The sequence below is a fragment of the Spiribacter roseus genome, assembly GCF_002813635.1.
GTDB classification, from domain to species: Bacteria; Pseudomonadota; Gammaproteobacteria; order Nitrococcales; family Nitrococcaceae; genus Spiribacter; species Spiribacter roseus.
Genome location: NZ_CP016382.1, coordinates 289458 through 302793 on the forward strand (window position 1 = coordinate 289458; position 13336 = coordinate 302793).

A 13336-nucleotide genomic window follows, 5' to 3' on the forward strand; every position below is an offset into this window, starting at 1 on the left:
CGGGCAGTATACGCCATCCGGCGCTTTACCCCAGCCAGTGGCGATGCATAATGCGGGCATGAACCACTGGATCGCACGCCTGCTGGCCTTCTGGTCGCTGACCTGGCATCTGCGCCAGCCGCCGCTGGCCCATGCGGATGCCGATGAGCGGGCGCGCTGGTGCCGGGATCATGCGGGGACGTTCGCCGGGCGCTGGCTGGGCCTGGGGGCGGTGCTGTGGCTGCTGTTCATGACGCCGTTCGTGGCGTTCGTGCCGCTCGGCATTGCCGGGGTGCTGGCGCTGGCGGTGGGCATGGCCACGCTGACCCGCCAGATCCTCGCCCAGCGCCGCGCGGGCCCGCCCCCCATCGAGCCGCCGGCGGACTTCCCGCGCCGCGACCACGACGACGCCGATGATCGCTAGCGGTTCACGGGCGCTGGCGGCCCTCGTGCTGGTGGCGTTGCTGAGCGCCTGCGCGACATCGCCCACCGGCCGGCCGCAGCTGCAGTTCATGCCCGATGCACAGATCCGCAGCATGGGGGTCGAGGCCTACCGCGAGATGCAGGACGCCGAGCCCGTCCTCGAGGCGGGGCCGCGCGTGGCCCGGGTCGAGTGCGTGGCCGAGGCCATCATCCCCCAGGTGCCCGATGAGTACGCCGGCAATGGCTGGGAAGTCACGGTGTTCGAGAGCGATCAGGTCAACGCCTTTGCCCTGCCCGGCGGCAAGATCGGCGTCTACACCGGTCTGCTGGAGGTCACCGAAAACTCCGATCAGCTGGCCGCGGTGATCGCCCACGAAATCGCGCACGTCATGGCGGAACATGCCAATGAGCGGATGTCCACCGAGATGGCCACCGCGCTGGGGCTGGGAGCGCTGCAGGTGGCGGCGGGCGACGATCCGCAGCGCCGGCGTATGATGGCGGTGCTGGGCGTGGGCGCGCAGGTGGGGATCATCCTGCCGTTCAGCCGCACCCACGAGTCGGAGGCGGACGAAATCGGCCTCGGGCTGATGGCGGATGCCGGGTTCGATCCGCGCGCCAGTGTCGCACTGTGGCGGAACATGGCCGATGCCGGGGATGAGGCGCCACCGGAGTTCCTCTCCACCCATCCCTCGGGCGAGACGCGCATCGCTGACCTGCGCGCCGAACTGCCCACCGCCATCTACCGCTACGAGCAGGCCCGTGCGGCGGGCCGCCGGCCGGATTGCGCTAGCTGAACACGATGGTGCGGTTGCGGTAGACCAGGGTCTGGCGTTGCAGGTGCGCCCAGACGCCGCGCGCCAGCACCAGCTTTTCAAGATCCTGACCCTTGCGCACCAGCGCCTTGATGGAATCGCGATGGGTGATGCGGGTGACGTCCTGGTCGATGATCGGCCCGGCGTCCAGGTCTTCGGTCACGTAGTGACTGGTGGCGCCGATGATCTTCACACCCCGCGCGTGCGCCGCGTGGTAGGGCCGGGCGCCGGCGAAGGCGGGCAGGAACGAGTGATGGATGTTGATGATCCGCTGCGGGAAGGCGTTGATCAGCGCCGGGCCGACGATCTGCATGTAGCGCGCCAGCACCACCAGGTCGATGCCGTGCCGCTCGAGCAGCTCGATTTCAGCGGCCTCCTGCTCGGCCTTGTTTTCGGTGCTGATCGCAAAGCAGTGAAACGGGATCCCGAACTGCTGCGCGACGGGGCGCAGGGTTTCGTGATTGCTGATGATCAGCGGGATCTCGACCCGCCACTCCCCGGACTGCCAGCGCGACAGCAGGTCATAGAGGCAGTGCGACATCTTTGAGACGAACAGCGCCAGGCGCAGCGGCCGATCCTGGTGATGGAGCTGCCAGACGGCGTCAAAGTGATCGGCGATGCCGCTGCGGAACGCCGCCTCGAACGCCTCGGCGTCCAGGGCGAATCCCTCGAGCTCCCAGCGCACGCGCATGAAAAAGACGCCCTCGGCGCGGTCGACATGCTGGTCCAGGTCGACGATGTTGGCGCCATGGGTGGCCAGAAACCGCGTGACCGCCGCGACGACCCCGGGGCGGTCGGGGCAGTGCATCAGCAGGGTGGCGGTACGCGCCCGGCGTTCGGCCATCAGCCGGCGAGCCTGCGGTACTTGATGCGGTGCGGATTCATGGCCTCGTCGCCGAGGCGCCGGCGCCGGTCCGCCTCGTATTCCTGGTAATTGCCCTCGAAGAAGTTGACCTGGCTGTCGCCCTCGAAGGCGAGGATGTGGGTGGCGATGCGGTCGAGGAACCAGCGGTCATGGGAGATCACCATGGCCGAGCCGGGGAACACCAGCAGGGCCTCTTCCAGGGCACGCAGTGTCTCGACGTCGAGGTCGTTGGTCGGCTCGTCGAGCAGCAGCAGGTTGCCGCCACGCTGCAGCAGCTTGGCCAGATGCACGCGGTTGCGCTCGCCGCCGGAGAGTTCGCCGATGCGCTTCTGCTGATCCTGGCCCTTGAAGTTGAAACGCCCGACGTAGGCGCGCGAATTGACCTCGTAGTGACCCACCTGAAGCAGATCGTGGCCGTCGGAGATTTCCTCCCAGACGGTGCGCGTGTCGTCGAGGTGGTCGCGGCTCTGATCGACATAGGCCAGATCGACGGTGTCGCCCAGGCGCAGCTGGCCGGCATCGGGTGCTTCCTGGCCGACGATCATGCGGAACATCGTGGTCTTGCCCGCGCCGTTGGGGCCGATGATCCCGCAGATCCCGCCCGCGGGCAGGGTGAACGAGAGGTCGTCGACCAGCAGCTGATCGCCGAACGCCTTGCGCACGCCATCGGCCTCGACCACGACGTTGCCCAGACGCGGCCCCGGCGGGATGTAGATCTCGTTGGTCTCGTTGCGGGCCTGGAATTCCTTTGACTGGAGCTCGTCGAACTGCTTGAGCCGCGCCTTGTTCTTGGACTGCCGACCCTTGGGGTTGGAGCGGACCCACTCGAGCTCGGCCTGCATGGCCTTGCGGTGCGCGGCCTGTTCGCGGGCCTCCTGGGCGAGGCGCTTTTCCTTCTGCTCGAGCCACGATGAGTAGTTGCCCTGCCAGGGGATGCCGTGCCCGCGGTCCAGCTCCAGGATCCAGCCGGCGACATTGTCGAGGAAGTAGCGGTCATGGGTGACCGCCACCACGGTGCCCTCGAATTCGGCCAGAAAGCGCTCAAGCCAAGCCACCGACTCGGCGTCGAGGTGGTTGGTGGGCTCGTCGAGCAGCAGCATGTCGGGGTTGGACAGCAGCAGCCGACACAGCGCCACGCGGCGGCGCTCGCCGCCCGACAGGGTGTCGACCGCGGCCTCCCACGACGGCAGGCGCAGGGCCTCGGCGGCCTGGTCGAGCTTGCGCTCGAGATCCCAGGCATCGGCGGCGTCGATCTGGTCCTGGAGCTTGCCCTGTTCCGCCATCAGCGCCTCGAAATCGGCATCCGGGTCGGCGAACTGGGCGGAGACGGCGTTGAACCGGTCGATCAGGGCCTTGGTGTCGGCGACGCCGTCTTCAACGTTGCCGCGCACGTCTTTGGCGGGGTCCAGCTCAGGCTCCTGGGGCAGGTAGCCGATGCGGGTGCCGGCCTGGGCGCGGGCCTCGCCCTCGATCTCGGTATCCAGTCCGGCCATGATCCGCAGCAGCGTCGATTTGCCCGAGCCGTTCAGGCCGAGCACGCCGATCTTGGCGCCGGGGAAAAACGACAGCGAGATGTCGCGCAGGATGGGCTTTTTCGGCGGGACGACCTTGCCCACCTGATTCATCGTGTAGATATATTGTGCCATCCCCTTAGTCTACGAACTCTCGGCCGCCGAGAGAAGCACCCAGTCAATGCACGCGAAAGGGAATTTCGCTAGACTGGCGGACTCACACCGGTTACCCCCACACGACGAGGACAGGCATGTATTCCACCGACATGAGTGTTGCCGGATTCGACCCGGAGCTGGCCGCCGCGATCGATCAGGAGCGCGACCGTCAGGAGACGCACATCGAGCTGATCGCCTCGGAAAACTACGCCAGCCCGCGGGTGCTCGAGATGCAGGGCAGCGTGCTGACCAACAAGTACGCCGAGGGCTATCCGGGCAAGCGCTATTACGGCGGCTGCCAGTACGTGGACATTGCCGAAAATCTGGCCATCGAGCGCGCCAAGACGCTGTTCGGGGCGGCCTACGCCAACGTCCAGCCGCACTCGGGCTCGAGCGCCAACCTGGCGGTGTTCATGGCTCTGGCCAAGCCCGGCGACACCCTGCTGGGGCTGAGCCTCGACCATGGCGGGCACCTGACCCACGGCGCCAAGCCGAATTTCTCGGGCAAGATCTACAACCCGGTGCAGTACGGCGTGACCTCGGACACCGGCGAGATCGACTACGAGCAGGTCGAGCGGCTGGCCCGGGAGCACCGCCCGACGATCATCGTGGCGGGCTTTTCGGCCTACTCGCGGGTCATTGACTGGGCGCGTTTCCGGGCGATCGCCGACGCGGTGGGCGCCTGGCTGGTGGCCGATATGGCGCATATCGCCGGGCTGGTGGCCACCGGGGTCTATCCCAGCCCGGTGCCCCATGCCGACGTCGTCACCACCACCACGCACAAGAGCCTGCGCGGGCCGCGCGGCGGGCTGATCCTGGCGCGGGAGAACCCCGACGTCACCAAAAAGCTGCAGTCGCTGATCTTCCCGGGCACCCAGGGCGGGCCGCTGATGCACGCCATTGCCGGCAAGGCGGTGGCCTTTCTTGAGGCGCAGGATCCGGGCTTCCGCGACTATCAGGAGCAGGTGGTCGTCAACGCCCGGGCCATGGCCGAGACGGTGATGGCGCGTGGCTACGATGTGGTCTCCGGCGGTACCGACAACCACCTTCTGCTGATGGACCTGGTCAACAAGGGGCTGACCGGCAAGGAGGCGGATGCCGCCCTGGAAGACGCGCACATCACCGTCAACAAGAACACGGTCCCCAACGACCCGCAGTCGCCGTTCGTGACCTCGGGCCTGCGCATCGGCACGCCGGCGATCACCACCCGGGGCTTCCGCGAGGCGGAGAGCCGCGAGCTGGCCGGCTGGATCTGCGATGTCCTTGATCACATCAATGACGAGTCGGTGCGCCGGCGCGTCCGCGAACAGGTGACCGACATCTGCAACCGCTTTCCGGTCTACGAAGCCCTGCAGGGCTGATCGGGCCCCATGCGCTGTCCCTTCTGCCACACGCAGGACACCCGGGTCATCGACTCGCGGCTCGCCAGCGAGGGTGATCAGGTCCGGCGCCGGCGCGAGTGCGCCGGCTGCAACGAGCGGTTCACCACCTATGAGTCGGCCGAACTGCTGATGCCCCGGGTGGTCAAGCGCGATGGCACACGGGTGCAGTTCGATGACCAGCGGCTGCGCAACGGCATGCTGCGGGCCCTCGAGAAGCGCCCGGTGGCCACCGAGGCGGTGGAGGCCGCACTCAGCCGCATCCGCCAGCGGGTGCAGGCGCTGGGTGACGGCGAGGTGAATGCCAGCACGCTGGGCGACTGGGTGATGGAGGAGCTGCGTGAGCTTGATCAGGTGGCCTATGTGCGGTTTGCCTCGGTGTATCGCAGCTTTCAGGACGTGAGTGCGTTCCGCGAAGTCATCGAGGGCCTGGAGGAGCACGATCGGCAGCCGACGGATGACGGACCCCGCTCTTGAGTGATTTCAGCACCGCCGACCATGCCTGGATGGCCCGCGCGCTGCAGCTCGCCGAGCGCGGCCGCTGGACGGTGGATCCCAACCCGCGGGTGGGCTGCGTGCTGGTGCGCGATGAGGTCTGCATCGGCGAGGCATGGCACGAACGGGCCGGCGAGCCGCATGCCGAGGTGCTCGCGCTGCGGGCCGCCGGCGGCGATGCCGCGGGCGCGACGGCCTACCTGACCCTCGAGCCCTGCAGTCACTACGGCCGTACGCCGCCCTGCGCCGATGCGCTGATCGAAGCCGGCGTAGCGCGGGTGGTGGCCGCGGCTAGCGACCCCAATCCGCGGGTGGCGGGGCAGGGGCTCGAGCGTCTGCGGGACGCCGGTGTCGCGGTGGCGGCAGGCCTGATGGCCGCGCAGAGCGAGGCCCTCAATCCGGGGTTTTTCCGGCGCATGCGCGACGGCCGGCCGTATGTGCGCGCCAAGCTCGCGGCGAGCGTGGATGGGCGTACCGCCATGGCCGCCGGCGAGAGCCGCTGGATCACCAGTGCTGCGGCCCGTCGCGATGTGCACCGCTGGCGGGCGGCGAGCAGCGCCATCGTCACCGGGGTGGATACCGTCATCGCCGATGATCCGGCGCTGACCGTGCGCGATGTGGACGGCGACTGGCTGGCGCCGCGGCGGGTGGTGATCGACACCGACCTGCGCACCCCGCCGGACGCCGAGCTGCTGGCGGACGAGCGCGGGGTGGTGCTGATCCACGGCGGCACCATGCCCGCCCGCGAGGCCGAGCGGGTGCACGCCGGCGCCGAGCTCTGGCAGGTGGCGCCGGGCGAGGATGGCCATGTCTCACCACTGGCGGCCCTCGACGCCCTGGGCGCGGCGGGCATCAACGAGGTGTGGCTGGAAGCCGGCTCGCGGCTGACCGGGGCATGGCTGCAGGCGGGCTGGGTCGATGAGCTGATCGTCTATCTGGCGCCGCATCTGATGGGGCATGACGGTCAGCCCCTGCTGACCCTGCCGGGTCTCGAGGCGATGAGCGATCGGATTGCCCTGCGCTGGCAGGACGTTCGCCGCGTGGGCGACGATCTTCGGCTGACGATGACAATGCGGGATGACGCGGAGGACGGTTGAATGTTCACGGGCATTATTCAGGCAATGGGCGTGCTGCAGGAAAGCCGCGAGACCGGCTCGGACCGGCGCATGCGCTTTACGGTGGATGGGCTGGACACGGAGCGGCTGCAGATCGGTGACAGCATGGCGGTCAATGGCTGCTGTCTGACCGCCGTCGAAATCGATGCCGACGGGTTCGCCGCGGATGTGTCGCTGGAATCCCTCGAGCGCACGACGCTGGGTCGGCTCACGCCCGGTGACGGCGTCAACCTGGAGCCGGCCCTGACCCTGTCGACGCCGCTTGGCGGGCATTTGGTCAGTGGCCACATCGACGGCGTCGGCGAGGTGGTCGCGCGGACGCCGGCGGGCCGCTCCGAGCGCTGGCGGTTCCGCGCCCCGCAGGCGCTGGCGCATTACATCGCCGAGAAGGGGTCGATCGCCATCGAGGGCATCAGCCTCACGGTCAATCGCGTCGAGGGCAGTGAGTTCGAGGTCAACATCGTGCCGCATACCTCGGCGGTGACCACTCTGGGTCGCTATCAGGCCGGGCATCCGGTCAATCTGGAAGTGGATCTGGTCGCGCGCTATCTCGAGCGCCTCCTGCAGGGTGACACGGCGGGCTCCAAGGGCGGGGTGAGCGAGGCCCTGCTGCGGCGCAACGGCTTTCTGAAGGACTGATCATGGCGTTCAACAGCATCGACGAGATCGTCGACGACATCAGCGCCGGGCGCATGGTGCTGATGCTCGACGACGAGGACCGGGAAAACGAGGGCGATCTGCTCATGGCGGCCTCCATGGTGCGGCCGGACGACGTCAATTTCATGGCCCGCTATGGCCGCGGTCTGATCTGCCTGACCTTGAGCCGCGAGCGCTGCGAGCAGCTGCGCCTGCCGTTGATGGTCTCCGGCTCGAGTGATCACCAGGGCACCCAGTTCACCCTGAGCATCGAGGCGGCGCAGGGCGTGACCACGGGGATCTCCGCGGCCGACCGCGCCCGCACCATCCAGGCCGCCGTCGCCCCGCAGGCCCGTCCCGAGGACATCATCCAGCCCGGGCATGTGTTTCCGCTGATGGCGCAGCCGGGCGGCGTGCTGACCCGGGCCGGCCACACCGAGGCCGGTTGCGACCTGGCCCGTTTGGCCGGCTTTGAACCGGCGGCGGTGATCGTCGAGGTGCTCAACGAGGATGGCACCATGGCCCGGCGGGATGATCTGCTGGCGTTCGCCCGGGCGCACGACATCAAGATCGGCACGGTGGCGGATCTGATCGCCTATCGGGTCCGCAACGAGCGCACCGTCGAGCGGATCGCCGACTGCGAGCTGCCCACCGAGCATGGCCCCTTCCACCTGTATGCCTATCAGGACGTGGTGGACGGCGCCCTGCATTTCGCGCTGCTGCGCGGCCGGCCCGAGCCGGAGCAGCCGGCGCTGGTGCGCGTGCAGGTCGAAAACACCCTGTCGGATCTGTTCGGCGCCATCGCCCCCGATCAGACCTGGTCGCTGCGACAGTCACTGGACGAGATCGCCGGTAGCAATGCCGGGGCGGCCTGTCTGCTGATGCTGCGCACCGCCGATGACCGCTCCGAGGTGCTGACCCGCATGCGCGAGTTCCAGGCCCTGGCCCAGAGCGGTGAGATTCAGCCCGAGCCGCGCCCGGTCACCGATCAGAGCGAGTCGCTGCGCACCTATGGCGTGGGGGCGCAGATCCTCACCGATCTGGGCATTCGGCGCATGCGCGTCCTCTCGTCGCCGAAGATCATGTACGGCCTGTCGGGATTCGGCATGGAAGTCGTCGATTACGTCCAGACCGGTGACGACCGGGGCGTTGGCGGCTAGACAGGCGGTTTGCAGGCAGCCCGCGGCGATATACGCTTGCGGCCCACATGGATAACAACAACGGTAGCAGCATGAAGACCCTTGAAGGTGATTTTATGGCCGCCAATGCGCGGATCGCGCTGGTGGCCACCCGATTCAATGATTTTATCGTCGACTCACTCATCGGCGGGGCCCGCGACACGCTGGTCCGCCACGGGGTAGAGGACGCCTCGCTGACGCTGGTGCGGGTGCCCGGCTCATGGGAGCTGCCGCTGGTCACCGACCGGCTGGCGCGATCGGGCGACTACGACGGCATTCTCGCCCTCGGCTGTGTCATCCGCGGTGGAACGCCGCATTTCGAGTATGTCGCCGGCGAATGTGCCAAGGGCCTGGGGCAGGTCAGTCAGCAGCGCGACGTACCGGTGTCGTTTGGCGTGCTCACCACCGATACCATCGAGCAGGCCATCGAGCGGGCCGGGACCAAGGCCGGCAACAAGGGCGCCGAATCCGCCATGGCACTGCTCGAGATGATCAGCCTGCTGCGTCGACTGTGAGTGCGGCGGGCGCCAATCGCTCGCGGGCCCGGGCCCGTCGGCGCATCCTCCAGGCCCTCTATCAGTGGCAGATGACCGGCGGCGACGTCGGCGACATCCAGCGTCAGTTCTTCAGCGACCATCGTCTGGGGCACATGGATCTGGATTACTTCAGCGAGGTGTTCCGCGGCGTGACCGAACGCGTCGAGTCACTGGATGCCGCCTATGACCGCTATCTGGACCGGCCCGCCGTCAACCTCGATCCGGTGGAACGCGCCCTGCTGCGGCTCGGCAGCTACGAGCTCGAAGAACGCCTCGAGGTGCCCTACCGGGTGTGCATCGATCAGGCGGTGGAGCTGGCGAAGGCGTTCGGCGCCGAGCAGAGTCACAAGTACATCAATGGCGTGCTGGATCGCGTGGCCCGCGACCAGCCACTGCGGGCCGAGGAGCGGAAGCGCCGCGGGCGCTGAGCGGCACGGCGATGGCCAGGGCCTCGGAGTTTGATCTGATCGGCCGCTATCTGGCGGACCGCGGCGCCCGGCGCCGCGATGTGGTTCTGGGTGTCGGGGACGACGCCGCGATATTGGCCGGCGACGACCGGCCCCTGCTGATGGCCCTGGACACCCTGGTCGAGGGGGTGCATTTCCCCGCGGATCTGCCAGCCGGATGGGTCGGCCACCGGGCCCTGGCGGTCAACCTGAGTGACATCGCCGCCATGGGGGGCGAGCCCTGCTGGGCGCTGCTGGGGCTGACCCTGCCCGAGGCCGACGAGGCCTGGGTCAGGGCTTTTGCTGATGGCCTTGAGGCGCTGGCCCGACGCCACGCGGTGGCCCTGGTGGGGGGTGACGTGACCCGCGGGCCGCTCAGTATCAGTGTGCAGGTCGCCGGCCACGCCAACGGGCCGGTGCTGCGTCGGGCGGGCGCCGCTGTGGGCGACCGGGTCTGGGTATCGGGTCGGCCCGGCGATGCCATGGGCGGCCTGGCGGTCTGGCAGGATCCGACGCAGCGTGATCGGCGCCAATGGCGGGGGCTGCAGCAGGCGTTCATCGCCCCGCGGCCGCGCGTCGCACTGGGTCAGGCGCTGGCCGGCATCGTCAGCGCCGCGATTGATGTCTCCGACGGGCTGGTGGCGGATGCCGGGCACATCGCCCGCGGCAGCAGCGTGGCCATTGCGCTGCATGCGGCGGCCTGCCGGCCCTCGGCACGGCTGCGTCACTGGCTGGGCGATACCGCCGCGCGCCAGACCCTGCTTGCCGGTGGTGACGACTACGAGCTGTGTTTCACCGCCCCGGCGGCCGCCGATGCGGCCGTCCTGCAGGCGGCACGGGCCAGTCGTACGCCGGTCCGCTGCATCGGGGCGGTGCGCGCGGGTGCCGGCGTGTGGCTTGATGGCGAGGCGTTGACCGCCGACGCCGCCGGCTACCGCCATTTCAGTGACTGATCCCGGTGGCGGGGCCCCGGGCCGCGGTGTAATATTTCGCTTATGCAAATGCGTGATCGGGTGGATCCTTCCGGATCCTGTCAGACAAAGACCTGCAGCCGCTGCAGCCTGAGCCGGATCTGTCTGCCGGTTTCGCTGGACGAGGCGGATATCGGCACGCTGGGACGGCTGATCGAGCATCAGCCGACGCTGCGCCGGGGCGAGGCGCTGTTCGACGAGGGCGACGGGTTTCGGGCGCTGTATGCCGTGCGGGCCGGGTCGCTGAAATCCTTCACCACCACGGCGAGCGGCGAGCAGCAGGTGACCGGTTTCCATCTGCCGGGCGAGCTGGTGGCGTTGAATGCCATTAACCGCTGGGAGCATCCGGGATCGGCAGTGGCGCTGGAGACCACCAGCGTCTGCGAGCTGCCCTTTGAGAAGCTCGAGGATCTCGCCGCCGACATCCCCGATCTGCAGCGCCAGCTGCTGCGGCTGATGTCGCAGGAGATCGCCGACGATCAGGACATGCTCTTCACCATGGCCCGGCGCAACGCCGACGAGCGGCTGGCCATCCTGTTGCTGAGCTTCTCCGAGCGCTTCCGGCAACGCGGCCTGTCCGGCACGCGCTTTCGCCTGTCCATGGCACGCAGCGATCTGGGGAATTATCTGGGACTGGCGCCGGAGACCATGAGTCGCGTGTTCCGGCGCTTTCAGGATCAGGGCTGGATCCGCGCCGAAGGGCGCGAGGTGGAGCTGCTCTCGGTGGAAGCCCTCGCCGAGCTGGCGGAGTAGACCGCCAGCATCGCCCGGCCAGAGCCTGCCGCCCCGGGAGTTACATCATCCCGGTCTGAAGCTTGGCCGCCTCGGACATCATCTCGAAGCTCCACGGCGGGTCGAAAACGATCTCCACGCTGACGTCTTCGATGGTGGGGATCTGCTTGACCTTCTCGCGCACGTCATAGGCCAGGATGTCGCCCATCCCACAGCCCGGTGCCGTGAGCGTCATATCGATTTCCACCGACCGCGTGCCATTGTAACGCAGGCTGACGTCGCAGCGGTACACCAGCCCCAGCTCAACCACGTTGATGGGGATTTCCGGGTCGAAGCAGCGCCGCATCTGATCCCAGACCAGCTGTTCGACCTCCTCGGGCGTGGCGTTCTCGGGCAGCTCGGGCGCCGGCTCGGGATCCTTGCCGATGGCATCGGCATCCTTGCCATCCACCCGGAACAGGTTGCCCTGGATGTAGACCGTGTAGCTGCCGCCCAGGGCCTGGGTGATCATGCCCTCCGCCCCCTGGGGGATGATGCCGGTATCGCCCGCCGGAATCAGGGCCGCCTCGCAGTCGCGCTCGAAAATCACCGGCTCGTTACTCTGCATCATCGTCTCCCGGATTGATTGCCCGTCGTGGGAAATTAGGATACCACTGCGCGATCCGCTGTCCGACCCGGGGAGAAATCGTTTTTCAGTTCGCGTATCGTGAACCATGAATCAACAAGCCAGGAGGCTGTGTCATGAATGATAATGTCCACCATCTCTCCCCGCTGCTTCGCCAGTCCAGCGACATTCTGGTCGAGAGCGCGCAAGGGATGTACGTCTATTCCGAGGATGGCGGCAAGTACATGGACTTTGCGTCGGGCATCGGTGTGCTCAGCACCGGTCACTGCCACCCGCGGGTGGTCGAGGCGGCGAAGGATCAGATCGATCGGGTCGTGCACGCCCAGTACGCGATCATGAAGCATCAGCCGATCCTGGATCTCTCGGATCGCATCGTCGAGCTGATGCCTGACGCCATCGACAGCGTGTTCTTCTCCAATGCCGGGACCGAAGCGGTGGAGGCGTCGATCCGACTGGCCCGCCAGGCCACCGGCAAGCCCAACATCATCGCCTTCCGCGGCTGCTTCCATGGCCGCACCATGGGGTCGCTGGCCACCACCAGTTCCAGTGCCGCCGTGCGTCAGGGCGTACAGCCGCTGATGGGCGGGGTCGTGACGGCGCCGTTCCCGGACACGAACTGGTACAACATGAGCGAGGACGAGGCGGCGGATTTCGCGCTGCGCGAGCTCGACTACATCCTCCAGGTGCAGAGCGTGCCCATGGAGACCGCCGCCATGCTGATCGAGCCCATCCAGGGTGAGGCGGGCTACATCCCCGGCAACACCCGGTTCATGCAGGGCCTGCAGGAACGCTGCAACAAGCACGGCATCCTCCTGATCATGGACGAGGTCCAGTCGGGCAATGGCCGTACCGGCCTGATGTGGGGCTACGAGCACTTCGGGGTCGAGCCTGACGTGGTCGTCTCGGCCAAGGGGGTCGCCAGCGGCTTTCAGCTGTCGTTCATGGCCGCCCCGGCGGAGCTCATGAGCCGGGCCCTGCCGGGCTCGCAGGGTGGCACCTACGGCGGCAACGCCGTGGCCTGCGCCGCCGGACTGGCCACGCTCGACGTGATCCGCGATGAAAAGCTGGTCGAGAATGCGGCGGACCGCGGTGCGCAGCTGCGGGCACGCCTGGAAGACGTGCAGTCGCGGCATCCGGAGATCGGCAACATCACCGGCCGCGGGCTGATGATCGGCACGCATCTCGTCGATGCCCACGGCAAACCGGATGGTGACCGCGGCGCGAGGATGCTCAAGGCCTGCGAGCACCGCGGCCTGCTGATGATCCGCTGTGGCCCGTGGGGTGGCAACGTGGTGCGCTGGATCCCGCCGCTGATCGTCTCCGCCGAGGAGATCGACTGGGCAGTGGATCAGTTCGAGGCGGCACTGGTGGAGACCGGCGGCGGCGAGCAGCCGGCGGCGATCCGCAACACCGGCTAGACACCTCCGGGCTGATTCTGGCCCACGAACCCAGGCCCGGGCTTTTGCCCGGGCCTTTT

The 13336-nt window shown here is 68.0% G+C and carries 15 protein-coding genes; 12 read left to right on the plus strand and 3 right to left on the minus strand.

Annotated features, from left to right (window positions below):
* Positions 1 to 58: 58 nt before the first annotated feature.
* A complete protein-coding gene (locus BBH56_RS01465; RefSeq protein ID WP_157809046.1) occupies positions 59 to 403 on the plus strand; it encodes a hypothetical protein in 345 nt (114 codons plus the stop codon).
* Positions 393 to 1196 (plus strand): M48 family metallopeptidase, encoded by an 804-nt coding sequence (locus BBH56_RS01470; RefSeq protein WP_148121700.1) that lies wholly within the window; start codon positions 393 to 395, stop codon positions 1194 to 1196. The genes BBH56_RS01465 and BBH56_RS01470 overlap by 11 nt, the downstream gene beginning before the upstream one ends.
* Here the strand turns inward: BBH56_RS01470 and purU are convergent.
* Positions 1189 to 2058, minus strand: a complete 870-nt coding sequence (purU, locus tag BBH56_RS01475; RefSeq protein WP_148121701.1) for a formyltetrahydrofolate deformylase — start codon at positions 2056 to 2058, stop codon at positions 1189 to 1191. The genes BBH56_RS01470 and purU overlap by 8 nt on opposite strands.
* On the minus strand, positions 2058 to 3725 hold the full coding sequence (ettA, locus tag BBH56_RS01480; RefSeq protein ID WP_148121702.1) for an energy-dependent translational throttle protein EttA: 1668 nt from the start codon (positions 3723 to 3725) through the stop codon (positions 2058 to 2060). The genes purU and ettA overlap by 1 nt, the downstream gene beginning before the upstream one ends.
* 116 nt (positions 3726 to 3841) lie before the next feature.
* On the opposite strand from ettA, the gene glyA reads away from it, so the two are divergent.
* Genes glyA through fnr form a run of 9 tightly spaced genes read left to right on the plus strand, consistent with a single transcriptional unit; the run spans position 3842 to position 11255 of the window.
* The gene (gene glyA, locus BBH56_RS01485) at positions 3842 to 5107 is read left to right on the plus strand and encodes a serine hydroxymethyltransferase (protein ID WP_148121703.1); all 1266 of its coding nucleotides are present in this window, start codon (positions 3842 to 3844) and stop codon (positions 5105 to 5107) included.
* Positions 5108 to 5116: 9 nt separating this feature from the next.
* Complete coding sequence (gene nrdR, locus BBH56_RS01490) at positions 5117 to 5602, plus strand: transcriptional regulator NrdR (protein WP_110883236.1); 486 nt, start codon at positions 5117 to 5119, stop codon at positions 5600 to 5602.
* On the plus strand, positions 5599 to 6717 hold the full coding sequence (gene ribD, locus BBH56_RS01495; protein WP_404828049.1) for a bifunctional diaminohydroxyphosphoribosylaminopyrimidine deaminase/5-amino-6-(5-phosphoribosylamino)uracil reductase RibD: 1119 nt from the start codon (positions 5599 to 5601) through the stop codon (positions 6715 to 6717). Before nrdR ends, ribD begins: the two co-directional genes overlap by 4 nt.
* Complete coding sequence (locus BBH56_RS01500) at positions 6718 to 7374, plus strand: riboflavin synthase (protein WP_148121704.1); 657 nt, start codon at positions 6718 to 6720, stop codon at positions 7372 to 7374.
* A gap of 2 nt (positions 7375 to 7376) precedes the next feature.
* Positions 7377 to 8531, plus strand: a complete 1155-nt coding sequence (ribB, locus tag BBH56_RS01505; RefSeq protein WP_144347812.1) for a 3,4-dihydroxy-2-butanone-4-phosphate synthase — start codon at positions 7377 to 7379, stop codon at positions 8529 to 8531.
* 47 nt (positions 8532 to 8578) lie between these two features.
* Positions 8579 to 9064, plus strand: coding sequence for a 6,7-dimethyl-8-ribityllumazine synthase (gene ribH / locus BBH56_RS01510; RefSeq protein ID WP_318262567.1), 486 nt, complete (start codon positions 8579 to 8581; stop codon positions 9062 to 9064).
* Entirely contained in the window at positions 9061 to 9513 is a 453-nt protein-coding gene (nusB, locus tag BBH56_RS01515) for a transcription antitermination factor NusB (RefSeq protein ID WP_148121705.1), read from the plus strand. The genes ribH and nusB overlap by 4 nt, the downstream gene beginning before the upstream one ends.
* An 11-nt stretch (positions 9514 to 9524) precedes the next feature.
* Positions 9525 to 10484 (plus strand): thiamine-phosphate kinase, encoded by a 960-nt coding sequence (thiL, locus tag BBH56_RS01520; protein WP_148121706.1) that lies wholly within the window; start codon positions 9525 to 9527, stop codon positions 10482 to 10484.
* A gap of 42 nt (positions 10485 to 10526) precedes the next feature.
* Positions 10527 to 11255, plus strand: a complete 729-nt coding sequence (gene fnr / locus BBH56_RS01525) for a fumarate/nitrate reduction transcriptional regulator Fnr (protein WP_304625079.1) — start codon at positions 10527 to 10529, stop codon at positions 11253 to 11255.
* Between the two features lie 40 nt (positions 11256 to 11295).
* On the opposite strand, the gene sufT is transcribed toward fnr, so the two are convergent.
* A complete protein-coding gene (sufT, locus tag BBH56_RS01530; protein WP_198515274.1) occupies positions 11296 to 11841 on the minus strand; it encodes a putative Fe-S cluster assembly protein SufT in 546 nt (181 codons plus the stop codon).
* A 134-nt stretch (positions 11842 to 11975) separates the two neighbouring features.
* Between sufT and BBH56_RS01535 the strand changes: the two genes are divergently transcribed.
* The gene (locus BBH56_RS01535; RefSeq protein WP_148121708.1) at positions 11976 to 13277 is read left to right on the plus strand and encodes an aspartate aminotransferase family protein; all 1302 of its coding nucleotides are present in this window, start codon (positions 11976 to 11978) and stop codon (positions 13275 to 13277) included.
* Positions 13278 to 13336 lie beyond the last annotated feature (59 nt).